Here is a 23567-nt window from a genome sequence, read left to right as displayed (position 1 = left end):
CTTCAGAGAACCAGCTGCGCCATTTCCGGCGACGCCTGATCCTGAATCTCGCGTTCTTCGACGGCCCGGCGCTCATTGAGAATGTCTTCGTTCCAGATCTCGAAGCGCTGCCCCATGCCCATGAACACCGCCCGCTTTTCAAGGCCGGCCACCTGCCGGAGCGTGAGCGGCAACAGAATTCGGGAATTGGAGTCCAGCTCGAACTGGGTGGCCGAGCCCACCAGCCGACGCTGCAGACTGCGGTGGCTGGCGTTGAAAGTGGAAAGACCCATCACCTCGTCGCGGATCCGCTCCCACTCCGGGTAGGGATAAAGCCAGAGGCAACCGGCGTCGAAAGCCGAATAAGTGAGCACCAGGCGATTCCCGCACTCTTCCTCGAGCTCCTCGCGGTACCGTGTTGGCACCGCCAGGCGGCCTTTGGCGTCCAGATTGATGGCGGTTTCACCAAAAAACACGGCTCGGCTCTCGCTTCCACTAAAAAACCACTAAATCCCACAATTTCCCACTTGCCGTCACCTTATCCGGCGCAATACCGGCTGTCAAGCAGTTTCAACGGCGTGGCAGCGAGGTCCGAACGGCCCTGTGGACGGCCAAACCGGCATCGAAAACGGGGATATGGTCAGATGCGCAATGCCGGATCATCGGCAGTGGCGTGGATGCGGGAAGAACCGGGCGCCCTGCTGCGCCGATGGCCAGTCGAGCCTCGGACCACCACGGCACTTTCGGATACTGACGGAAGCGGCATTGGAAACCGGGGCGGGGTGATCCCCCGACCGCGATCCAGTCACTCCGCCCCCGGCCCCCAGAGCATGCGATCGAGCGCGCGTTCCGGGCTGAAACGCTCGAGGTCGATGGCGTCATCTTCGAACTCGACGCCCTCCTCCTCGAGGCGCCGGCGCTGTTCGGCAGCCTTGTCGCTGCCTTCGGGGAAGCTGATTTTTCCCTGGGCGTTGACAACGCGATGCCAGGGCAGCGCCATCCTTTTCGGCGCACGACCGAGCGCCTGACCAACCAGGCGCGCGCGGCCCGGCAGGCCGGCGCGGCGGGCCACCTCGCCATAGTTGAGCACGCAGCCCGGCGGGATGCCGGCAACCGCGTCGCGGATGCGCTGATAGCGGTCCTCGTCGCCGGCCGGCTCAGGGGTCCTGTTTGTCCGTTCGTTCACGCGCAAGACTCAAGATTTGGGAGAGAATACCGTTGAGGATGTTGAGTTCGTTGTCGTCGGGTCGTGCACGCAGGTAGAGTCGGCGCAAGCGCTGCATCAGGCGCTTGGGCTGGTCGGGGTTGAGGAAGCGTATCGCCAGCAGCGACTCTTCCAGCCGCTGGAAGAAGAACTCCAGACGCCCGGGCTCGACCGGGGACCAGTCCGGTGGTGGCGTTTCCCCCGGCCCGCCGCCGATCATCGCCAGATGGACTTCATAGACCAGAATCTGGACCGCCTGAGCGAGGTTGATGGAGGAATAGCTCTCGCTGGTCGGAATATTGACCAACCAGTGGCAGCGCCTGATCTCTTCGTTGTCGAGCCCGCTCTTCTCGCGCCCGAAGACCAGCGCCACCTCGTGGCGACCGGCCTCCTGAACCGCTTTTTCGGCGGCAGTGCGCGGGTCGAACAGCGGCTGCGACAGCGAACGCTTGCGGGCGGTGGTGCCCAGCACCAGCGGGCAACCGGCAATGGCTTCCATGAAACTGTCGACCACGACTGCACGAGCCAGGATATCGTCCGCGCTGGAAGCCATGGCAATGGCTTCCGCCGACGGGAACCGTGACGGCGACACCAGGCAGAGCTGATCGAGCCCCATCACCTTCATCGCACGTGCCGCAGCACCGATATTGCCCGGGTGCGTGGTGCCCACCAGCACAACCCGGATATTGCTCGCTGGGTTTGTCATGCGCGACATTCTACCTTTGCGCCTGTATTCGAGTCTTGCCGCTGATCACCAGGCCCGCACAAGCGGCAGCAATCCTTTATGCTTGTGGTCTCGGCACTTCAACCTGTTTGCAATGTCCAATCCGCATCTCAACATCGCTACGGAAGCGGCGCGTCAGGCCGCTGATATCGCACTTCGCTATCGCTCGCGCCTGGAAGGCATTCCGATCGAGCGCAAGGCCCGGCACGACTACGTCAGCGAGGTCGACCGGGCTTGCGAGCAGGTCATACGCGAGCATATCGGCCGGCACCACCGTGATCACGTCATCCTGGGCGAGGAAGGTGGTCGGACGGGCAAAGGCGATCACGTATGGATCGTCGACCCCATCGACGGCACAAGCAACTACCTGCGCGGCATCCCGCACTTCGCCATTTCCATTGCCTTGCAGATCAGGGGCCGTCTCGAAGCCGGCGTCATCTACGATCCCCTGCGTGAGGAAATGTTCACCGCCAGCCGTGGTCAGGGCGCCTTTCTCAACAGTCAGCGCATGCGCGTGTCGGGCCGCAAGGAGTTGTCCACGGCGGTCGTGGCGACCGCCTTTCCGTTTCGCCAGCGACGCCTGATGACGGCCTATCAGGCGATGTTCGATTCGGTCTTCGACCGCGTCGAAGACATTCGCCGTGCCGGCACCGCTTCGCTGGACCTGGCCTATGTCGCCTGTGGTCGCCTCGATGGCTACTGGGAACTGAACCTCAAGCCTTGGGATATTGCCGCCGGCGCCCTGCTGGTACAGGAAGCCGGAGGCGTGGTCATGGATGTCACCGGCGGCGATCGCTGGCTGCAGTCCGGCCATATCCTGGCGGCCCCGTTCAAGCTGATCACCTCCATGCGCGCCGCGATCGAACCGCACGTGACCGAGAGCATCAAGGCGCGCGTGTCGGGGGCGACTGCGCTGGCCGAGGGCGACGGCGAATCCGGTAGCTGAGGCCGGGCGACCCGCTCAAACCGCCAGGCCGGCAGCATGCCCCGATGCCCAGGCCCACTGAAAGTTGTGGCCGCCGAGATGCCCGGTGACATCGACGACCTCGCCGATGAAATACACTCCGGGATGGTCACGGCAACCCAGGGTCTTTGACGACAATACGCTGGTATCGACACCGCCGATAGTGACCTCGGCGGTGGCGTAACCCTCGGTTCCTGCGGGCCATACCCGCCACGGCTTGAGCCGCATGACGGCATCGTCGATATCCACGTCGGACACCTCGGCCATGGGCTTGTCGGCCAGCCACAGCTGGCACCAGCGCTCGGCGACGCGGCGCGGCAGCAGCTCGGCCAGCGCATTCTTGAGCGTCAGCCTGGGGCGACTGCGCCGCAGTTCGCGTAAACGCCCTGCCAGATCAACATCAGGCAGCAAGTCGATCAAGACGGGCTCGCCGGGGCGCCAGTACGAAGAGGTCTGCAGCATGGCCGGCCCGCTGAGCCCCTGATGCGTGAACAGGATGTTTTCCCGAAACTCCTCGTTACCGGCCCTGCTGCGGCTGTCCATGGACACGCCGGCGAGGTCGCGAATCTGCCCGAGCTTGCGACCTTCGAGTACAAAGGGCACCAGCGCCGCGCGCGTCGGCTGGATTGGCAGCCCCAGCTGGCGGGCAAAGTCGAATCCGAAGCCACTCGCTCCCATGCGCGGAATGGAATAACCGCCGGTGGCGATCACCAGCGATTCGCAGTACAGCGCACCAGCCGGACCGCGGAGCCGATGTGGCGGCCCCAGCTGCTCGATGTGGACCGGTGAATGGGTGCGCACTTCAACGCCGGCGGCCTCACATTCGGCCAGCAGCAGCCGGACGATATCCTTCGAAGAGCGATCGCAGAACAGCTGCCCCAGCTTCTTCTCGTGATACGGAATTTCGTGGCGGTCGACCAGAGCAATGAAGTCAAACGGTGTGTAACGGCTGAGCGCAGACTTGCAGAAGTGCGGATTGGCGGAGAGGAAGTTCTCGGGCCCGGAATGCATGTTGGTGAAATTGCAGCGGCCGCCGCCAGACATCAGTATCTTCTTGCCGACCTTGTTGGCGTGGTCTACCACCCGCACCGAGCGCCCGCGGCGCCCGGCCACCAGCGCACACATCAGGCCGGCTGCACCGGCGCCGATGATGCACACGTCAACGTGATTCGTCTCGCTCCCGGGGCCGCTCATCGCGGCATTCTACTCGAGACGCAGCGGTTTCAATCCGGTTTCTGAAGGATCAGGCGGGCAGCCAGGCCGCCCGGAGCCGGCCGGTTGGCCAGCTCCAGACGCGAGTCGAAACGCTCGCAGACGGCGGCCACGATCGACAGACCCAGGCCGCTGCCCGAACCCGGCTCACCGGCGCGGTGAAAGCGCTGCGTCACCACCGCCAGATTCTCCGGGGCAATACCCGGCCCGCGATCGCGGACATCAATGACAACCGTGTCGTCGCCGGTGCGAATGTCGCAACGCACCTGCGCGCCCCTCGGGCTGTGCTGAATCGCGTTCTCGATGAGATTGCGCACAGCGACATGCAAGAGCCCGACCGGCATGTTGACCGCTATCGAGTCCGCCGCAGCGGATGTTGTCAAGCGCACGTCTCGGGCCTGCATCAGAAATGAGAGTTCGCGCGCGACAGCCGCGATCACTTTCACCGCGTCGGCCCGATGGTCGCCCTCGGCAGGCACCGTGTCTGCATCAACCCGTGCAAGCATCAGCAGTTGCTCGACCAACCTGCTCATGCGGTCGACACCCACCTCGGCCTGTGACAGCGCACGGCTGCGCGCCTCACCTTCGGCCGCCTGTGCCACCTGAAGCTGAGTCTTGACCCCGGCCAGCGGGGTCCTGAGTTCATGCGCGGCGTCGGCGTTGAAGCGGCGCTCGCGCTCGATCGATGATCGCAGTCGCTCGAACAGGCGATTGAGGGCTGCCACCAGCGGCTCGACCTCGGGCGGCGCTCCCCTTTCCGGCAGGGCCTCAAGCGCGTCGGCATGGCGCTGCCGGATCGATTCGCGCAAACGCTCCAGCGGAGCCAGCCCACGGCCTACGCCAGCCCAGACCAGAACCACCATGCCCGGCAGCACCAGCAGGAAAGGCAGTGAAACGGCCAGGGCCGCATCGCGCACCAGCTCGGAGCGCAACGCCTGACGCTCGGCGGTTGCCAGGCGCACGCCGCTGATGCGATCGGTGAGGGTAAAAACCCGCCACCGCTCGCCGTCGACCCGGCGGGTACTGAACCCATCTTCGCGTGGCTGCTCGATCAGCGGCGGGGCATCTCCGGACGTGCTCAATACCTCGCCTTCCAGGCTCCACAGCTGACAGGTCAACTGCGAGGGAAGCGCCCCGGTGCCGGTTTCGGTGTTGATGACCGGACAGGACATGCCGCGTTCGCGCAGCTCGAACTGGCCACGGGCAAGCAGGCCCTGCACCATCCGCGCCGAAGATGCCAGGCGGATATCGAGGACCTGCTGCAGCTCCGCGCGCACGTGCACCAGAAACCAGGCCATTGCGGCGACCCAAAGTACCGTCAGCAGCGCGGCGATGCCGATGACCAGGCGCTTGCGCAGCGACATCAGGAGGCGGCCCCGGGAATGCGGTAGCCCAGACCGCGGACGTTTTCAATCAAATCGCGTCCCAGCTTGCGCCTGAGGTTGTGGATGTGTACCGTCACGGCGTTGCTCTCCACACCCTCGCTCCAGCCATACAACCAGTCCTTGATGCGTTCGAAGCTGACCACCTTGCCGCGGTTTTCCAACAGCAGGTGAAGCAGCGCCGCTTCGCGACGTGACAGGTCGATGCGGCTGCCCTCGAGCATGGCCTGCTGTTCGATCGGATCGAAAGCGAGCCTGCCGTGGCGAATTTCGCTGACGGCCTGGCCGCCGCTGCGGCGCTGGACGGCCCGCAGGCGAGCCGCCAGTTCGTCCAGATCGAACGGTTTGGTCACATAATCATCAGCGCCACAGTCAAGACCGGTGATCCGCTCGCGGACATCATCGAAGGCCGTCAGAATGACGACCGGGCGGTCACCACCCCGTGCCCGGAACCAGCGCAGCAGCTCCAGCCCGGAACATCCGGGCAGCGCCAGATCCAGAATCACGGCATCAAAGCCGGGCTGCTCCAGCCCGTGGCGGCCCTGGTGACCATCGCGCAGCCAGGTCACGGCGAACCCCTTCAGCCCGAGGCCGGCAACGATTCCTTCGCCGACCAGCGGGTCATCTTCAATCAGCAGGACGTGCACGCAGAGACCTTCCTCATCAACATCGCGCCACCGGGCGTTAACTCTGTCTTAATCCTGACCGCGTACGCTGTCAACCAGAGCAATGGTTTGCGCTCCCGGCCAACCACAGCGCTGCGCCTGAAGCGACTGCGGTCCGGCGATGAAGTTCCCGACTGCACCTGCTGCGCTGCCGCACGGCTGAGGCAAATCCTGGACATGAACATGAACAAGGAGTGGATGATGAAATTCCGGACCCGACTATCGCTGCTGGCCATCGGGTCGGCTCTGCTGATGATCAACGTCAGCGCCGCCGCCGAAGATGACTGGCCACAGGCGCTGCAGGCGCTTGAGTCCCGGGGCCTGCAGATCGATGACGAGTTCCCGGCACCGGACGGCCTGCGCGGCTTCGTGGGGCAGGCCAATGGCCAGCAGGTCGCCATTTACGCCACCGGCGACAGCGACCGCGTGATCATCGGGCAGATGATCGACGGGCAGGGCAACAACCTGACCCAGCGCCACCTCCGGGATCACGCGCCAAAACCCGACCTTGAAGCGGCCTGGAAACGACTGGAAAGCGCCGACTGGATTCGGGAAGGCTCGGCCGAGGCTGAACGCGTGGTCTACGTGTTCACCGACCCCAACTGCCCCTACTGCAGCGCGTTCTGGCAAGCCTCTCGCCCATACGTCGGCAAGCAGGCGCAGCTGCGCCACATCATGGTAGGCGTCATCCGCCCCGACAGCACCAACAAGTCGGCAGCCATCCTGGCGTCGGACGACCCCGCGGCCGCACTGACCCGCCACGAAAGGAGCACCAAGCGCGGTGGTGGCGGTGTCGAGCCACTGAACCCCGTTCCCTCCTCGCTGCAGCAGCGCCTGCAGGCACATCACCAGCTCATGAACGAGTTTGGCGCCCAGGCTACGCCGGCCATTTTCTTCAAGGATGAAAACGGTGAAGTTCGTCGTCTGATGGGCATGCAGTCCATCCAGGTGATCGCCGAACAGATCTTTCAGCAGCCCAAGCAGCCCGTCAACGACCCAAGCCTGAAACGCTACGATCGTTGATCCGGGACAGCTGGTGCGCGCCGGGCCGGTGACCTGAAACTCGCCCGGGGCAGGCTCAGCCGCCGGTAAACAGCCGCACCGGCTTGAGCCGGCCCTGTCCGTCCATCTCGCCGATACCAACAAAGGCGCTCGGCCCATAGATTCGGACCTGCCCTGCGTGTGCCGGGCGCAGCTGGGCCAGACGCTGGCCCTGGGCAATGCGGCGCGCCTGCTGGTCATCGAGCTCGACCGCGGGCAAGTGCGCCAGCGCCTGATCTGGGGGCAGCATCAGCGCATGCGCCTCGGCGCGGGCCAGTGACTCGAGCGCTTCGAGCGCGACGGCATCATCGACGCTGAACGGCGCGCTAGCTGTCCGGCGCAGGCCCGAAAGGTGAGCGCCGCAACCCAGTGCCTGGCCGATATCTCGCGCCAGCGATCGGATGTAAGTGCCTTTCGTGCAGTGCACCCTCAGGCGCAGGGTGTCTTCGTCTCGACCGAGCAGCTCGAGCGCATGGATGACGACAGCGCGCGGCGGTCGTTCCACGCTCTCGCCCCGGCGGGCCAGCTCGTAGAGCCGCCGCCCCTTGTGCTTGAGCGCCGAGTGCATCGGTGGAATCTGTTCGATGGGGCCGCGGAATTGCTGCAGCACGGCGTCGAGGCGCACATCGTCCAGCACCGGTACCGGCCGCCGTTCGAGCACTTCGCCCGTGGCATCCTCGCTGTCGGTCGTCAGGCCCAGGCGCACATCGGCTTCATAAGTCTTGTCGGCTTCGAGCAGAAAGGCGGCCACCTTGGTGGCCTGACCGAAACACAGCGTCAGCAACCCCGAGGCCATCGGATCGAGCGTGCCGGTGTGGCCAGCCTTCTTGATGCCGATGATCCGCTTGGCCCGCCCCAGCGCGGCGTTGGAGGTCATGCCGGTCGGCTTGTCGAGGAGCAGAATCCCGTTTGCGCTCATCGTTTGTTGCTGAATCACCATTGAACTCACTCAACGCGAAGGGCGCGAAGAAGGCATGAGAACCACGAAGACAGACGTATTCAGGACGTGCGCCGGGCGGCTCCCGTCAGTCGATTAAACTTCAGGATCTTTTCCTCGCCGACGCCAGAAGCTGCTCGATGCGGTCACCGGTTTCCGACGAGGTGTCGTGCATGAACTTCAGCGTGGGCGTGTGGCGCAGGTGAACGCGCTTGCCCAGCTGGTGGCGAACCTGGCCGACGTGCTCGTTGAGAAACTCCACGATCTCCGGAGCCTGCTCGACCTCGAGGACGGCAACGAAGATCTTCGCGTGCGAGATATCGCGCGAGACCTCGACGTCGGTGACGCTGATCAGCCCGCTCGGGATATCGTACTCGAACTCGCTGTGCAGCAAGTCGGCGAGCTCGCGCCGCAGCAGTCCGGCGACGCGTTCCGAGCGGGGTGCCGTATTCATCGCCGCGCCCGCCTCAGTCCAGGGTGCGCTGTACTTCAATACGCTCGAAGCACTCGATCTGGTCGCCCGGCTTGACGTCGTTGTACTGCTTGACGCCAATACCGCACTCGGTGCCGGCCTGAACTTCAGCAACGTCGTCCTTGAAACGGCGCAGCGACTCGAGCTCGCCTTCGAAAATGACCACGTTGTCGCGCAGCACACGGATCGGGTTGGCTCGCTTGACCACGCCTTCGACGACCAGACAGCCTGCAATTGCGCCCAGCTTGGACGAGCGGAACACGTCCTTGACCTCGGCCAGGCCGATGATCTGCTCCTTGGTATCGGTACCCAGCAGGCCGGAAATGGCCTTCTTGATATCGTCGATCGCGTCATAGATGACGCTGTAATAGTTCAGGTCCAGGTCGGCTTCCTGGATGATCTTGCGTGCGGCCGCATCTGCGCGCACGTTGAAACCGATGATGATCGCGCTCGAAGCCTGGGCCAGGCTGGCATCGGATTCGGTAATGCCGCCAACGCCGGAGGCGATCACGTTGACCCGGACTTCCTGGTTGGACAGGCGCGTCAGCGCGTCACGTAGCGCCTCCACCGAGCCCTGCACATCGGCCTTGATCACAAGATTGACATCCTGCTGCTCTTCAGGACTTTCACCCATCTGATCGAACAGGCTCTGCAGCTTGGCGGCCTGTTTCTCGGCCAGCCGCCCTTCGCGGGCGGACTGCTTGCGCTGGTCAGCGGCCTCGCGCGCCTTCTTCTCGTCGGCCACGGTGAGCACATCATCGCCAGCGTCGGGGACGCCCGAAAGACCCAGCACCTCGGCTGGAATCGAGGGCCCGGCCTCGTCGATGGGCTGTCCGGCCTCGTTGAACATGGCCCGCACGCGGCCGAATTCCTCTCCGGCCAGAATGGTGTCACCACGCCTGAGCGTACCGTCCTGTACCAGGATGGTGGCCACCGGCCCGCGGCCGCGATCCAGTGAAGACTCCACCACCACGCCCCGGCAGCGCCGCTCGGGATTGGCCTTGAGCTCCAGCACCTCGGCCTGCAACAGAACTGCATCGAGCAGGTTGTCGATACCGTCGCCGGTGATGGCCGACAGCGGCACGAAGATCTCTTCGCCACCCCAGTCTTCCGGAACGACTTCTTCGGCGGCCAGCTCGGACTTGACGCGATCGGGATCGGCCTCGGGCTTGTCCATCTTGTTGACGGCGACGATCAGCGGCACGCCGGCAGCGCGGGCGTGTTGAATGGCTTCCTTGGTCTGTGGCATGACGCCGTCGTCGGCGGCCACCACCAGAATGACGATGTCGGTTGCCTGCGCACCACGCGCCCGCATGGCCGTGAACGCGGCGTGACCCGGCGTATCCAGAAAGGTGACGACGCCGTCATCGGTTTCAACGTGATAGGCGCCGATATGCTGAGTAATGCCGCCCTCTTCTCCGGAGGCCACCTTGGCACGACGAATGTAGTCAAGCAGTGAGGTCTTGCCGTGGTCCACATGGCCCATCACGGTGACCACCGGGGGCCGCGAAACCCGATCAGCGTCATCGACGACTTCGTCTTCCTCGGCCACCAGCTGCTGTTCGATATCCTGTTCCTCGGCTGCCTTGGCCGTATGCCCCATTTCCTCGACCACCAGAATCGCGGTGTCCTGATCAAGCGGCTGGTTGATCGTGACCATCGTGCCCATGTTCATCAGCACCTTGATCAGCTCGCCAGCCTTGACCGCCATCAACTTGGCGAGCTCGCCGACGGTGATCGTCTCGGGCACTTCGATCTCGCGCTTGACCGGAGCGGTCGGCTTCTGGAAACCGTGTTCACCACTGACCGTGCTGGCAACACGTGCGGCGCGAGCGCCGCCCTTGCGCTTGGGCTTGCGGCGCTTGGACTTGGGCGCAATGCGCAGCTCTTCACGGCCGTAGCGCGTGGGCGCATCGCCCTTGCCCTTGGCTGCCTGGCGCTCGGCCTCCTTCTGTCTGGCCTGGCGCGCCACTTTTTCCTCGACTTTCTTGAGCGCTTCGGCTTCGGCGCGCTGACGCGCCTCCTCCTTGAGCCGCTCTTCTTCCTCGGCCTCGCGCTTCTTGCGCTCCTCCTCGTCGAGCCGCGCCTGTTCCGCGGCCTCGCGCTGGCGACGCTCGGCTTCTTCGCGTTCAGCCTGCTCGGCTTCTTCCCGCTGGCGCCGGGCTTCTTCCAGCGCCTTGGCCGCGGCCTCGCGCTCGGGGTCGCCCTGCTCCTGCTCGGAGATGTCGCCACGCTTGACGTACGTGCGGCGCTTGCGCACTTCCACGTTGACCGTCCTTGACGGTGCCGCACCGCGCGACCGGGTTCGACCCGCGCCGCCGGTAGGCACCTTGAGCTCACTCACGCTCTTGCGCGTCAGCGTGACCCGGGTCGGCTGGGTGGCATCATCACCTTCGCTCTTGCCGTGGCTCGAGCGCAGGTGGGTCAGCAACTTGATCTTGTCTTCATTGGTCACCTCGGCCTCGGCGTCCTTGACCTCGATGCCGGCTTCATTGAGCTGAGTGATCAGGCGTTTGACATCAACGCCCAATACATCAGCAAGCTGCGAAACAGTGACCTGAGACATGTGTATTCCTCGAACCTCTTTTATTCCTCGGCAAACCAGTGCGCGCGTGCCTTCATGATCAGATCGGCGGCGAGCTCGGGCTCCAGACTCTCGATCCCGTCGAGCTCGTCGACCGAGCACTCGGCCAGATCGTCACGCGTCCGGATGCCCTTTTCCGCCAGCCGGTAGGCAATGGTGTCGGTCATGCCTTCCAGATCAAGCAGATCCTGCTCCGGCTTGTGCTCTTCGAGCTGTTCCTCGGAGGCGATCATCTGCGTCAACAGGGCATCGCGCGCGCGCTGGCGCAGTTCAGAGACGACGTTCTCGTCGAACTCCTCGATTGCAAGCAGCTCGCTTTCCGGCACATAGGCCACTTCATCGATATTGGTGAAGCCTTCCTGCACCAGAATGCTTGCCACCTCCTCGTCGACATCCAGTTTGGTCTTGAACATCTCGAGAATGGTGCGTGCTTCCGTCTCGCTCTTGTGCTCGGCTTCCTCGACCGTCATCACGTTCAGGTCCCAGCCGGTCAGCTCGGAAGCAAGCCGGACGTTCTGTCCGCCGCGGCCGATCGCCTGTGACAGGCTGTCTTCCTCGACGGCAATATCCATGCTGTGGGTGTCTTCGTGAACCACGATCGAATGCACTTCCGCCGGCGCCATCGCATTGATCACGAACTGGGCGGGGTTTTCATCCCACAGGATGATGTCGATACGCTCGCCGGCGAGTTCATTGGATACCGCCTGAACGCGCGAGCCACGCATGCCCACACAGGCACCGATGGGGTCGGTGCGGTCATCGAGGGCATGCACGGCGATCTTGGCGCGGCGGCCGGCGTCGCGGGCGGCGCCCTTGAGCTCGAGCAACTCCTGGCCAATCTCGGGCACTTCGAGCTTGAACAGCTCGATCAGGAACTCGTTCATCGTGCGGCTGACAAAAAGCTGCGGCCCGCGCACTTCCGAACGCACCTCGTACAAATAGCCACGCACGCGATCATTGATGCGGGCCGTCTCTCCGGGAATGGTGTGGCGCGACGGAATGAAAGCTTCGGCATTCTCTCCCAGATCGAGCATGATGCCGCCCTTTTCCATGCGCTTGATCTGACCGCTGATGAGTTCGCCCACGCGCTCTTCGAAGGCCTCGACCACCTGGGCGCGCTCGGCCTGGCGCACGCGCTGGACGATCACCTGCTTGGCGGCCTGCGCGGCAATGCGCCCGAATTCCGGCGGCTCCATCGGCTCTTCAATCGCGTCGCCCACATCCAGATCGGCATCGTATTCGCGCGCCTCGGTCAGACGGATCTGACGATCCTCGGACTCCAGCTCTGCCTCTTCCTCGTCATCGGAAATCACTTCCCAGCGGCGAAATGCCTCGTAGCCGCCGGTGCGGCGATCGATGGCGACGCGCACTTCGATATCTTCGGGGTGACGACGGCGCGCGGCTGACGCCAGCGCGGCCTCGATGGCCTCGAAGATCGTCTCGTGTGACAGACCCTTCTCGTTGGAGACGGCCTCGACCACCTGCAGGATTTCCTTGCCCTTATCCATCATTGCCAAGTTCCGCAAAATTCACTACGAATTCGTTCCTATTGCCGCTTCGCGGCCAGCAGTGCGTCGACATCAGGCGCCAGGCTGGCGCGCTGAATGTCGGCAACGGTGAGCGTATGCCGTTCGCCGTCGACTTCCAGCGTCACCTGGTCGTCGTCGGCGCTGACGATCACGCCCTTGAATCTGCGCCGCCCCTCAACGGGTGCAGCCAACCTCACTTTTGCCATCTGGCCGGTAAAGCGGGCGAACTGGGCGCCGGTAAACAGCGGTCGTTCGATACCGGGCGAAGACACTTCCAGCGTGTACTGGCCGCTGAGCGGGTCTTCAACGTCAAGCAGGGCCGAAACCTCTCGGCTGACGTGCTCGCAGTCGTCGATGCCGACACCGATTTCCGGTCGATCGATATACAGCCGGATCAACCGATTCTTGGGGTTGGACTGGTACTCGATGCCGACGAACTCGTAGCCGAGGTCGGCGACCAGCGGCGCCAGCATAGCTTCCAGCTTGTCGCTCACTGCCACGTCGGCTTCTCCAACAAAAAAAGCCCCTTGGACCAGGGGCTTTTTTCTTCATCTGAAAACCTGGTAGCGGGGGCAGGATTCGAACCTGCGACCTTCGGGTTATGAGCCCGACGAGCTGCCAGACTGCTCCACCCCGCAATCGAAGTTGATCATTATAGAATCGAGTGCATTCGAATGCAAGCCCGATCCCCGAAAAAAGCCTTGAAAAATGTCAGCCTCCTCGATCTTCCGTCTGACGATCGTCCGCCTGACGACCTCGAGGGCGCGCAAGCGTATCACGAAGTGCGGCCACGATGTAGAGCGAAAAGGCGACGGCCGTGACCTGCCCGACCATGTGCAGGCGCCGCAGCAGCCCGCGCCACCAGCCGAACTTGTGTTCCTTGGTGCGGTGCCGAAGCCCGCTGATCAGTTCGAAACTCATGCCCCGCCCGAAGCGCTTGGCGGTGTAGTTCAGCGCCACCTCGATGCGAAAACCGCGCTTGTGCCGCGCCGGCACCAGCTGCCAGATCCGCCGCTGGACGGCACGCTCACCGCCGATGATCGGAAAGACGTGCAACAGCCGGTTGAGCCACAGCGTTCGCCGAGCACGCAGACCGACGTGCATGTCCACCTTTCCGGCGGCCACCGGCGCAATGAGCCGCGAAATGTCGGCGTGAGTCAGGCCGGTCACGTCGGCGTCGAGAAACAGCAGAATCTCGCTGCGCGCGCGCGCCACTCCCGCCTCGAGCGCAGCCGCCTTGCCGCCGTTGGCCGGCAGCTCGATCACGCTGGCACCCGCGGCCCGGGCGCGCCGGGCGGTCGCATCGCTGGAGCCGTCGTCAACGACAATCACCTCGCAGAGCTGCGGATGACTGACCACAGCCGCAACCACGCAACCCACGGTCGCCGCCTCGTTGTAGGCTGCCATCACGACCGAAACCATTGCTTCCTCACCAGCACACCCACAATCAGATACGCCGCCGCGGCCAGCAGCACGAAAACGAGAAAGGCCAGTTCGACATGGACGATCAGATCTTCGAGGCGCTGGGCCGAATCGACCACGCCGAAAGCCAGCCCGGCCAGCAGCAGGGTGATGCTGGCCACCGCGGCGAGGTTGATCACCAGCCAGCGTGCCGGCGGCATCCGGAAAACTCCGGAGAGCACCTGTGCCGCGATCCGCGTGCCGTAGACGAACTTGGAAAGATAGAGCAACCAACCGCCGTTCTGAACGAACAGCGCTTCGAGACGCAGGAACAAACGGCGAGACTGGCGTCGCCGGACTCGCTCGCGGGCAAACTCGGGGTACCAGCGGCCGAGCATGTACCAGACAAAATCCGACAGCATCGTGGCGGCCACGGCCACTGCCAGCACCGTCAGCCACTCCAGTCTTTCAGTGCCGGCCAGGTACAGCGCCGGCAGAAGAACTGCCTCGCCAACCAGCAGCAGGCCGACAAACAGCATGAGATAAGGGTAGGCCGCAAAAAAGCCCAGCACCGGCTGAAAAACCCCCGCCGCCTCTTCCATCCACGCTCTCCGTTCGTTGATGCGTCTTACATCTTCAGTGCGGATTGTACCTGCAAGCCAAACGGCCGCAGCGCGGCGCATCAATTCTTGCGTGTAGAATCCGAAAGCTGGATCCAACAGACCCTGTGAATAGAATGAAACGACTGATTCCGGCAGCTCTGCTGCTTTTGGCCGGTTCCGCACTGGCCCAGACGCCCGCACTGAAGCAGATCATGGCCGACCCGCAGTGGATTGGCCCGGCGGTCGAACAAGCCTGGTGGCAGCTCGACGGCCAGGCGATTCACTATCGCGTTGCGCGCGCCGACAGCGAACTGCACGACATCCACAGGATTGACCTTGCCAGCGGCGAGGACCGCATCCTCGACCACGCCGCACAGGCGCGAATGGACGGCGCCAACCCGGTTTTCCATCGCGCGACCGGCCGCGTGGTTTTCGTACGCAACGGCAACCTGTTTGCGCGCCTGCCCAGAACAGCCGAACTGCTGCAGCTGACCCGCAGCACCGAGGCCGATGCCCAGCCTGCCTTCGACGCCGACGGCCAGCGCATCGTTTTCCGGCGCGGCAACCAATGGTGGACTTACGACCTGAACCGGCGTCTGGGCTGGCCGGCAGCCGACCTGCGCTTTGAAGACGAGCCCGACACCGAGCCCGAGGATGAGCTCGCGCAGATGCAGCTTCGCCTGTTTCAGAGCCTGCGTGACCAGCTGGACACCAGGCAGGAAGCGCGCGACGAAACCGAGCAGGCGGCCAGCGAGGACCCCAGCCGATCGGTCGCGCCCTGGTACCTGGGTGAGAGCATGCAACCGGGTGCCTCAGCGCTTTCGCCCAACGGACGCTGGCTGCTGCTGGCCGTTCAGCCGGCTGCCCACAACAACGGCCAGACCGGCCAGATGCCGCACTACGTCACCCAGTCGGGCTATATCGATGTCGAAGATGTGCGCACCCGGGTGGGTCGCAATGCACCGGCACCGAGCAAGCTCTGGCTGCTCGACCTCAAGACACGGAAGAAGCACGAGCTCAGCTTCGAGAGCCTGCCGGGGATCGATCAGGACCCGCTGGCCGAACTGAAGAAAGCGCAAGACATCGAGCCTCTGGGCGAAGACGAGCTGCGAGACGTGAGCATCAGCGGCATCGAATGGCACGCCGAAGGCCGGCTGGCTGCCGTCCAGCTGCGCGCTATCGACAACAAGGACCGCTGGCTGGCGGTGATTGACGCCGCCGCCGACGAGCCATCGCTGCACCACCGCCACCGCCTCAGCGACGAGGCCTGGATCAACTGGACTTTCAATGAGTTCGGCTGGATGCCCGATTCCGAAGAGCTCTGGCTGCTGTCGGAAGAGTCCGGTTTCAGCCACTTCTACACCATCGGTGCTCGCAGCGGCTCGGCAAGACAGCGCACCCGCGGCAAGTTCGAAGTCCTGAGTCCGGTCATCATCGCCGGCGGCGAGAACGTGTTGCTGCTCTCGAACCGATCACACCCCACCGAATACGACCTCTACCGCCTCAACCTTGCCGACGACGAACTGGAACGCGTCACCGAGCAGCGCGGTATCGAGTCCTTCACCGTGCGGCCGGGAGACAACAAGCGTGTACTGGTGCGCTATTCCGCATCCTATCTGCCGCCGCAGGCAGCTGTCGTCGACCTCGACTCCGGCAAGCTCGAATCACTGACCGATACGCGCAGTGACGACTACAAAGCCGTCGAATGGCAGCAGCCCGAACTCGTTGCCGTGCCCTCGAGCCATGTCGACCGGCCCGTCTGGTCCAAGTTCTACCCGGCGCGCAACGACCCGCCCCACGGCGGCGACAAGCATCCGGTGGTGATGTTCGTTCACGGCGCCGGCTATCTGCAGAACACCTGGCAGCGTTATCCCAACTACTTCCGCGAGCAGATGTTCCACAACCTGCTCACCGAGCGCGGCTACCACGTGCTCGACATGGACTACCGCGCCAGCGCCGGCTACGGCCGCGACTGGCGAACCGCCATCTATCGCCAGATGGGCACACCCGAACTCGAAGACCTGATCGACGGCGTTGACTGGCTGATCGACAACCACAATGCCGACCCCGAGCGCGTCGGCGTCTACGGTGGCTCCTACGGCGGATTCATGGCATTCATGGCCATGTTCAATGCACCCGAAAGATTCCAGGCCGGCGCAGCGCTGCGACCGGTGACCGACTGGGCACACTACAACCACTTCTACACTTCCAACATTCTCAACACCCCGGAGATCGATCCGGAAGCCTATGCGCGCAGCTCACCGATCGAGTTCGCCGAGGGCCTGCAAGGCCACCTGCTGATCGCCCATGGCATGCTCGACTCCAACGTTTTCTACCAGGATGCCGTGCGCCTGGCGCAGCGCCTGATCGAGCTGGAAAAAAACCACTGGGAAATGGCCTCCTATCCGATGGAAGGCCACGGATTCACCCGGGCCGACAGCTGGCGCGATGAATACTGGCGTATCCTGAACCTGTTCGAAACCACTATCGGGAGGAAATAAAAGACAATGAATGTGTTCATTACGGGCAACAGCGGCGGCCTCGGCCTGGGTCTGAGCGAGGCGCTGCTCGAGCGCGACGCCATTGTCTGGGGCATGAGCCGGCAGGGCTGCCCGCTGGCCGAGCACCAGGACGACGGCATCCGCGACCGCAAGCAGGACATCAGCAACCTCAATAACCTCGAAGAAGGCCTCGAGCGCCTGCTCTCCGACTGCCTCAGGCTGGACCTGGTGATTCTCAACGCCGGCATGCTGGGTCGTATTCAGGAAATCGCGCTTACCGACGTGCACGACCTCGAGCACATCATGCGCGTCAACGTGTGGGCCAACAAGGTGATTCTCGACTGGCTCATCGAGCGCCAGATACCCATCGATCAGATCGTCGCGGTTTCCTCCGGTGCCGCCGTCAACATGAACTACGGCTGGGGTGGCTACTCGATTTCCAAGGCCGCGCTCAACAACCTGATCAAGCTCTACGCCGCCGAGATGCCCGACACGCATCTGATCAGTCTGGCACCCGGACTGGTCGACACCGGCATGCAGGACTACCTCTGTGGCGAGGTCGACAGCGAGGAATTCCCCTCGGTACAGAAACTCAGAGAGGCGCGCGGCACCGACAACATGCCCAAGCCCAGAGAAGCGGCCGATCACATCCTCGACCTGCTGGACCAGCTGAAGGAAAACCACGAGTCAGGTGATTTCGTCGACCTGCGCCATCTGTAAGCCTGCCCTCTGCGGCCCCGGCCACCGCAACGTGGCGAGCCGGGGCCGCACAACCCATCCCGCCAGCAGATCCATTCGACCGCCTGGCACAATTTCCGTCGTTTTCCCGTACTATCAGGCAGAAACCAACCCGGCTGAAAGAGGGATTCTGCAATGATGGATTTCAAGATCGGCGAAGTGCTGGGCCTGATGGCCAGGACACTGCCGTTTCTGGTGTTTCGCTTCCTGATTTACTTCGGGATCACGCTGGCCTACGTACTGGTCACCGGCGTGGGCGCGGGGGTCGGATATTTTATTGGCCATATCGGCGACAATCCCGGCGCGTTCAGCGTCTGGGGCGGTCTCGTCGGTTTCGGCATCACCGCAACGATCATCTACTTCCTGCGCGAGTATCTGCTCTACCTGGTCAAGGCCGGCCACATCGCCGTGCTGGTCGAGCTGCTCGAAGGCAAGGAGCTGCCCGGCGGCAAGGGTCAGATCGACTACGCCCAGAGCATCGTGCGCGAGCGCTTCGCGGAATCATCAGTACTGTTCGGCATCGATCAGCTCATCAAGGCCGTGCTCAAGGCCTTCAATCGGGCGTTTTTCACCATCACTTCGTTTTTGCCGATCCCCGGCGTGCAGGGCGTGGTGAAGTTCGTCAACACCATCATCAACCTGTCGCTGACCTACCTCGACGAAGTGATTCTTGCCCACAACATGCGCACCCGCGCCGACAACCCGTGGCGCTCGAGCCAGACGGCGCTGATTCTCTACGCGCAGAACTACAAGACCTTCCTGAAAAACGCTTTCTGGCTGGCCTTGTTCATCTGGGCCATGACCTTCATCGTCTTCCTGGTCGTGCTGCTGCCGGTCGCTGCCTTGGTTTCCCTGTTCCCGGGTGCTGCTGGCATCCTAACCCTGATCATCGCCCTGGTCTTTGCCTGGGGCATCAAACAGGCCGTCATAGAACCCATCGGCATGACCGCCCTGATGCAGGTCTACTTCAACGTCACCGAAGGCCAGCAGCCCACCCCCGAATGGGACGCGCGCCTGAGCAAGGTCACCAAGAAGTTCGGCAAAATCAAGGACAAGGCGCTCGACTGGGACCGCGAAAAAGGCACCCGGCCCGAGGCGGGCGACGAACCGCCCCAAGGCGGCACGCCACAGCCCGAGCAAACCTGAGCAAGAAGAACAAGTGATGTACCCGCGGGGCCACACCCTGCGCACAACAACAAAGCGAACTGCCCCGCAACGACTGGTTGCGGGGCTTTTTTATCTTGAGAAGCCGGCTCTCGCCCCGGAAGCCAATCTTGCGCCGGCCGCGGAAAAAGCGGCTGACTTCACTGGGCGAATCGAATGTACTCCAGCGTGGCACGCGGGGTCGACAGCACGAGCCGCTGCGATTCGGCGAGTTCGGGCTGTCGCAGCGCACTCGGGTCGAGCGACTCGAAGGCCTGCCGTTCTCTTCCCGCGCGAGTCGCGTCATGATTCGCTTCTGAGCACTTCCAGCAAGTCCTGCTTTCCGAACGACTCCAGATACTGCCCCGGGCCATTCGCAATTCAAATCCCGCACCGGCAGTTGACTCAGTCGCCGGCCAATAGCGCCTGGATGGTTTCTTCGTCAATCGGCGGCTGGTCTTGTTCACGGCCTTTGCCGTAGACGCTCTGTGCCAATTGTTGCTTGTGCTCTTGCAACGTCAGGATCTTTTCTTCAACGGTGCCTTCGGCGACCAGCTTGTAGACGAACACGGGTTTGTCCTGGCCGATCCGGTGGGCGCGGTCGGTGGCCTGGTGCTCGACGGCGGGATTCCACCACGGATCGTAGTGAATGATGGTGTCAGCCTCGACCAGATTCAGGCCCACGCCGCCGGCCTTGAGGCTGACCAGAAACAGATTGACCTCCCCATCGCGAAAGCGTTGAATGGCGGCATCCCGCTTGCGCGTCTGGCCGGTCAGCTTGGTGTAGGTCAGGCCACGCTTGCCGAGCTCGCGTTCGATCAGACCGAGCATCGTCGTGAACTGCGAAAACAGCAGCACCCGGCGCCCTTCTTCGAGCAGCTCGGGAAGCAACTCGAACAGCAGATTGAATTTGGCCGACGGCACGCCCCGAACGCCGCGAGTGCCTTTGGGAAGCAGGCGCGGGTCGCAGCAAACCTGGCGCAGTTTCAGCAGCGCATCGAGCACAACGATGTGGCTTTTGGCCAGACCCCTGGAGGCGATTGCTTGATGCACCTTCTTCTCCATCGTCAGCCGAATACTCTCGTACAGCGTGGCCTGCTTGCTGTCGAGCCTGGCGTGGCGCAGCAGCTCGGTCTTGGGCGGCAGTTCAGCGGCCACGAGGTCTTTGGTCCGGCGCAACAGAAACGGGGCGATGCGCCGATTGAGGCGCTCGAGGCGCTGGCGGTCATTGTGTTTTTCGATGGGCGTGCGGTAGGTTCGATTGAAGCTTGGGCGGTCGCCCAGAAAACCCGGCATCAGGAAATCGAACTGCGCCCACAGCTCGCCCAGATGGTTTTCCATCGGCGTGCCGGTCAGGCACAGCCGATGCCGGCAATTGAGCTTGCGCGCCACTTGCGCGGCCTGGGCGGCCGGGTTCTTGATCTGCTGGGCTTCGTCCAGAATCAGGTAGTGCCATGGCTGTTCGAGCAAGACCGCGCGGTCGCGCGGCAGCAGTGGATAGGTGGTCAGCACCAGGTTGAATTCGCCCAGACGGTCGAAATAGGCGGTTCGCCCGGGCCCGTGCAAAACCGCCACCTCGAGCCCCGGCGTGAACAGTGCCGCTTCGCGCTGCCAGTTTCCCATCAGGCTGGTCGGCGCAACGATCAGGCTGGGATGGCGCATGCGCCCGGCGCGCTTTTCCACCGCCAGATGGGCCAGCGTCTGGATTGTCTTGCCCAGCCCCATGTCGTCGGCGAGAATGCCGGACATTTCGTGCTCGCGCAGGAACTGCAACCAGTCGAGGCCGTGCTGTTGGTATTCGCGCAGCTTGCCTTTGAAGGTGGTCGGCAGATTGACCTTCTTCAGGCCGGAAAAGTCGGTCAACTTGCGCGCCAGCTTCTTCAGGCTGGTAGCCCCGCGCACCGGAATGCCCTCGAGATCCAAAAGCCGCGTCGCATCGGGCCGGGCCAGTTTCAGCGCATCGTCGTCGAGCCGGTCGTAGAGGTCGAGAATGGTCTCGAGCACCGGCTCGATCTGCTCTGCCGGCACGCTCACATAGTGCCCGTCACCCGTATCCAGGTAGAGTGATTCCGGCAGATCGCCGGGGCGGTAGTTGTGCAGCAACTGATTGACCAGCGGCAACAGCGGCATGATCCAGCCGTCGAACTCCAGGTCGAAACGCAGGCTGAACCAGTCGTTGCCTTGCGCTTCGACCGCGGCGTCGATGCTGTCGGATTCGCTTAAGCTGAACCCGTCGACGTCGGCCATTTCGATGCGCCAGCCGGCGTTGCGCAGCTCGGGCGCACGATGTTGCAGCCAGTCAAACCAAGCATCCCGCAGCGCCGTTCCCTCGAGCTCGCCGGCCATGCAGAAACGCTCGGTATCCACGAGCGCCAGCCCGCTTTCGATCAGCGTCTCCTGCAACCGGCTTTCAGCCGCCGTGTCCCGATGGGCGCGGATCAGGCGGTCGTTCGATTCCGACACGATGACCGTCTCCGGCTGATCCATTGGCACAACCAGATCGCCATAGGCTACGCTCAACACAGCCTCTCCCCGCTTGGGGTCAGCCGGGTCGAACGCGACCTGAAGGCAGCCCGATGGCGGCTGGTCGATGTCTTCGTAGTGCACCTCGACCGGTGTCGGCAACGCCGGCATGGCCAGCGCCAGTCGGCGGCTGAGGCGCTGCGCTTCGGTGGCCGGAATGGCCGGCGCATCCCCGAGCCAGTCCAGGGTCTGGGTGTCGAGACCCTGCGGCAGCTCCACCCTTCCGATCACGAGCGCCTCGGGATCGACGTAACACGGCGGCTCAACCGGGGCCAGCAAGCCGCCGTGCTCGACGGTCATCTCGAGTCTGTAGCCCTTGTCCTTGCCCTTGTCCTCGCGCCGCCAGTCCACGTCGAGCCTGCGCGCCTCGCCGGTCCGGAACGGCCCGCGCCGATGCCGGCCCCAGAACGCACGGCCGGACTCCGCAATTTTCATCAGTGCCAGATGACCGGCCGCCCCCGACGCTGCAAATTCGCGCGCCCAGGCTTGCGGTGCGCTGGCGCGGATCAGCGACAGAATCTCCTCGTCGGCTGGGCGCAAATAGACGGGCCGCGTCCAGGAATTGCTGATCGTCGAGGGGTTGACGCTCCGGCCCTTGCCCCAGGTTCCATCCTTCTTTAGCCGCGAAATATGGAAATCGATCGCAATCTCGCCGCCGCGGCCCGGCTGGCCGTCGAGCACGTACAGCAAGGCCTCGCGCGATTGCTCCGCGGGATCGACACTATCTGGCCTATCTGCGAGCCATCCGGCAATTTCATCACGGCTGACCGGCTCGCGGGACGATCGTGCCTGCCAGGTCAGGACCACAGCAACCACGTGCTTGCAGTTGAACGCCACCGGGCAGGAACACTCACCATCCAGCAGCACGTCACCACCATGGCGCTCGATCTCGATCAATTGCCGGTACGGCTCGAATGCCGTGCCCTGGCAACTGCCGATCAGGCGTATGCCACCGTCGGGAAGCCGCTCATGCTGCAACACGACGGCGCGACCCTCGGCAAAGTAGCGATTACCACGGCGCCAGGAACCCGGATCTGTCTCGCTCGACAGCCAGGCGGACGAAAGCTGGTGGGGGTGAATCATAGAAGGCCGTATCGGCTGGGAAAATGCTGCGATAGTTTAGCGTGCGTTGGCAGTCATTGTCAGAGCTTGGCGCCTGTTGACCCCAGCCTGGCCGCAGCCCTTTCTCCGACTCGGGTACGGTTATCAAGGCGCATAATGCCCACCACCGGCGGCAAAGCCGGGGCAAAGCAGAGGTCTTGGCATCCGGTGCATGGCCTGGTCATGCAGCATGTAGCGGCTTGATCCGATCTACCTCTTTCCTGACTGACCGGACTGCCGACCAAAGATCAACAGATCGCTGCGCATTCAACCAGAATTCCGGAGAGTTGCCAAACAAACGAGCAAACCGAAGCGCCATTTCGGGACTGACAGCACGGCGCTCGCGGAGTAATTCATTCACTGACTGGCGAGAGACGCCCAGAGACTCAGCCAATCCCGTAACAGTCAGGCCATAGTCCGGCAAGAAATCTTCTCTCAACATTTCACCAGGATGAGTCGACTTACGCTGCATACCGACGATATTAGGAATACCCCTAATCATCACCTCACTTAGCCCGGACTATTCATGACCCGACCGTCGCGAGACGGCGCCAGGTTCCGTAGCCCAAGGCGTTTCGCGACCGAGCACACCGCAATCGTACTCAGGAGACAGAATCAGGACACCCATGATCTATAGGAAATCTCCTACAGCTCACCGGGACAGTCTCCGGATTGGAGACAGAATCAGGACACCCATGATCTATAGGAAATCTCCTACAGGAGACAGAATCAGGACACCCATGATCTATAGGAAATCTCCTACAGCTCACCGGGACAGTCTCCGGATTGGCGGGCGTCTCTCCCGGCGCCAGAATAGAGACATGACCTATCCACGCAGTCAGTTAGTCAGCGACGAGGAGCCCGG

21 protein-coding genes and 1 tRNA gene are annotated in these 23567 nt (G+C 63.3%); 6 read left to right on the top strand and 16 right to left on the bottom strand.

Annotated elements, in window-relative coordinates:
- Positions 1-2: 2 nt before the first annotated feature.
- From mraZ to ACEWQ0_RS05205, 3 genes are all read right to left on the bottom strand, one after another.
- Entirely contained in the window at positions 3-455 is a 453-nt protein-coding gene (mraZ, locus tag ACEWQ0_RS05215; RefSeq protein ID WP_476484729.1) for a division/cell wall cluster transcriptional repressor MraZ, read from the bottom strand.
- A gap of 329 nt (positions 456-784) precedes the next feature.
- A complete protein-coding gene (locus tag ACEWQ0_RS05210; protein ID WP_476481290.1) occupies positions 785-1165 on the bottom strand; it encodes an MGMT family protein in 381 nt (126 codons plus the stop codon).
- Complete coding sequence (locus tag ACEWQ0_RS05205) at positions 1137-1889, bottom strand: RNA methyltransferase (protein WP_476481291.1); 753 nt, start codon at positions 1887-1889, stop codon at positions 1137-1139. Before ACEWQ0_RS05205 ends, ACEWQ0_RS05210 begins: the two co-directional genes overlap by 29 nt.
- 112 nt (positions 1890-2001) lie before the next feature.
- Between ACEWQ0_RS05205 and ACEWQ0_RS05200 the strand changes: the two genes are divergently transcribed.
- A complete protein-coding gene (locus ACEWQ0_RS05200) occupies positions 2002-2853 on the top strand; it encodes an inositol monophosphatase family protein (RefSeq protein ID WP_476481292.1) in 852 nt (283 codons plus the stop codon).
- A gap of 15 nt (positions 2854-2868) precedes the next feature.
- Here ACEWQ0_RS05200 and ACEWQ0_RS05195 read toward each other — a convergent pair whose 3' ends face one another.
- The 3 genes from ACEWQ0_RS05195 to ACEWQ0_RS05185 are packed head-to-tail and all read right to left on the bottom strand — an operon-like array spanning position 2869 to position 6112.
- Positions 2869-4065 (bottom strand): BaiN/RdsA family NAD(P)/FAD-dependent oxidoreductase, encoded by a 1197-nt coding sequence (locus tag ACEWQ0_RS05195; RefSeq protein ID WP_476481293.1) that lies wholly within the window; start codon positions 4063-4065, stop codon positions 2869-2871.
- 29 nt (positions 4066-4094) lie between these two features.
- Positions 4095-5447 (bottom strand): ATP-binding protein, encoded by a 1353-nt coding sequence (locus ACEWQ0_RS05190; RefSeq protein ID WP_476484728.1) that lies wholly within the window; start codon positions 5445-5447, stop codon positions 4095-4097.
- Positions 5447-6112 (bottom strand): response regulator, encoded by a 666-nt coding sequence (locus ACEWQ0_RS05185; RefSeq protein WP_476484727.1) that lies wholly within the window; start codon positions 6110-6112, stop codon positions 5447-5449. The genes ACEWQ0_RS05190 and ACEWQ0_RS05185 overlap by 1 nt, the downstream gene beginning before the upstream one ends.
- Positions 6113-6307: 195 nt before the next feature.
- Here ACEWQ0_RS05185 and dsbG point away from each other — a divergent pair, with 195 nt between their 5' ends.
- Positions 6308-7153 (top strand): thiol:disulfide interchange protein DsbG, encoded by an 846-nt coding sequence (gene dsbG, locus ACEWQ0_RS05180; protein ID WP_476484726.1) that lies wholly within the window; start codon positions 6308-6310, stop codon positions 7151-7153.
- Positions 7154-7208: 55 nt separating this feature from the next.
- On the opposite strand, the gene truB is transcribed toward dsbG, so the two are convergent.
- The 8 genes from truB to ACEWQ0_RS05140 all read right to left on the bottom strand — a co-directional run bounded on the left by truB (position 7209) and on the right by ACEWQ0_RS05140 (position 14696).
- Positions 7209-8090 (bottom strand): tRNA pseudouridine(55) synthase TruB, encoded by an 882-nt coding sequence (truB, locus tag ACEWQ0_RS05175; protein WP_476481297.1) that lies wholly within the window; start codon positions 8088-8090, stop codon positions 7209-7211.
- Positions 8091-8211: 121 nt separating this feature from the next.
- Positions 8212-8562 carry a 30S ribosome-binding factor RbfA gene (gene rbfA / locus ACEWQ0_RS05170; RefSeq protein ID WP_476481298.1) on the bottom strand — a complete coding sequence of 117 codons (351 nt, stop codon included), beginning with the start codon at positions 8560-8562 and terminating at the stop codon, positions 8212-8214.
- A gap of 13 nt (positions 8563-8575) precedes the next feature.
- Entirely contained in the window at positions 8576-11146 is a 2571-nt protein-coding gene (gene infB / locus ACEWQ0_RS05165; protein WP_476481299.1) for a translation initiation factor IF-2, read from the bottom strand.
- 20 nt (positions 11147-11166) lie between these two features.
- Entirely contained in the window at positions 11167-12675 is a 1509-nt protein-coding gene (gene nusA / locus ACEWQ0_RS05160) for a transcription termination factor NusA (protein WP_476481300.1), read from the bottom strand.
- A 35-nt stretch (positions 12676-12710) separates the two neighbouring features.
- On the bottom strand, positions 12711-13193 hold the full coding sequence (gene rimP / locus ACEWQ0_RS05155; RefSeq protein ID WP_476481301.1) for a ribosome maturation factor RimP: 483 nt from the start codon (positions 13191-13193) through the stop codon (positions 12711-12713).
- Between the two features lie 61 nt (positions 13194-13254).
- Positions 13255-13331 (bottom strand) — tRNA-Met (locus ACEWQ0_RS05150).
- A 73-nt stretch (positions 13332-13404) separates the two neighbouring features.
- On the bottom strand, positions 13405-14100 hold the full coding sequence (locus ACEWQ0_RS05145) for a glycosyltransferase family 2 protein (RefSeq protein ID WP_476481302.1): 696 nt from the start codon (positions 14098-14100) through the stop codon (positions 13405-13407).
- Entirely contained in the window at positions 14100-14696 is a 597-nt protein-coding gene (locus ACEWQ0_RS05140; RefSeq protein ID WP_476481303.1) for a DedA family protein, read from the bottom strand. The genes ACEWQ0_RS05145 and ACEWQ0_RS05140 overlap by 1 nt, the downstream gene beginning before the upstream one ends.
- Before the next feature lie 134 nt (positions 14697-14830).
- Between ACEWQ0_RS05140 and ACEWQ0_RS05135 the strand changes: the two genes are divergently transcribed.
- The 4 genes from ACEWQ0_RS05135 (at position 14831) to ACEWQ0_RS05120 (ending at position 19398) form a co-directional block, all read left to right on the top strand.
- Positions 14831-17197, top strand: coding sequence for a S9 family peptidase (locus ACEWQ0_RS05135; protein WP_476484725.1), 2367 nt, complete (start codon positions 14831-14833; stop codon positions 17195-17197).
- Positions 17198-17203: 6 nt separating this feature from the next.
- The gene (locus tag ACEWQ0_RS05130) at positions 17204-17917 is read left to right on the top strand and encodes an SDR family NAD(P)-dependent oxidoreductase (protein ID WP_476484724.1); all 714 of its coding nucleotides are present in this window, start codon (positions 17204-17206) and stop codon (positions 17915-17917) included.
- Between the two features lie 153 nt (positions 17918-18070).
- Positions 18071-19081 carry a hypothetical protein gene (locus ACEWQ0_RS05125; RefSeq protein WP_476484723.1) on the top strand — a complete coding sequence of 337 codons (1011 nt, stop codon included), beginning with the start codon at positions 18071-18073 and terminating at the stop codon, positions 19079-19081.
- 128 nt (positions 19082-19209) lie between these two features.
- Positions 19210-19398: a hypothetical protein gene (locus ACEWQ0_RS05120; protein WP_476481307.1), complete on the top strand. Its 189-nt coding sequence runs from the start codon at positions 19210-19212 to the stop codon at positions 19396-19398.
- 85 nt (positions 19399-19483) lie between these two features.
- Here ACEWQ0_RS05120 and ACEWQ0_RS05115 read toward each other — a convergent pair whose 3' ends face one another.
- Both ACEWQ0_RS05115 and ACEWQ0_RS05110 read right to left on the bottom strand, forming a co-directional pair.
- Positions 19484-22684, bottom strand: coding sequence for a DEAD/DEAH box helicase (locus ACEWQ0_RS05115; RefSeq protein ID WP_476484722.1), 3201 nt, complete (start codon positions 22682-22684; stop codon positions 19484-19486).
- Positions 22685-22883: 199 nt separating this feature from the next.
- Complete coding sequence (locus ACEWQ0_RS05110) at positions 22884-23204, bottom strand: HigA family addiction module antitoxin (RefSeq protein ID WP_476481309.1); 321 nt, start codon at positions 23202-23204, stop codon at positions 22884-22886.
- Positions 23205-23567 lie beyond the last annotated feature (363 nt).

It is taken from the genome of Wenzhouxiangella sp. YN9 (assembly GCF_056324165.1).
Note: the sequence above shows the minus strand (reverse complement) of the source record. Positions and strands in the feature narration are given on the sequence as shown.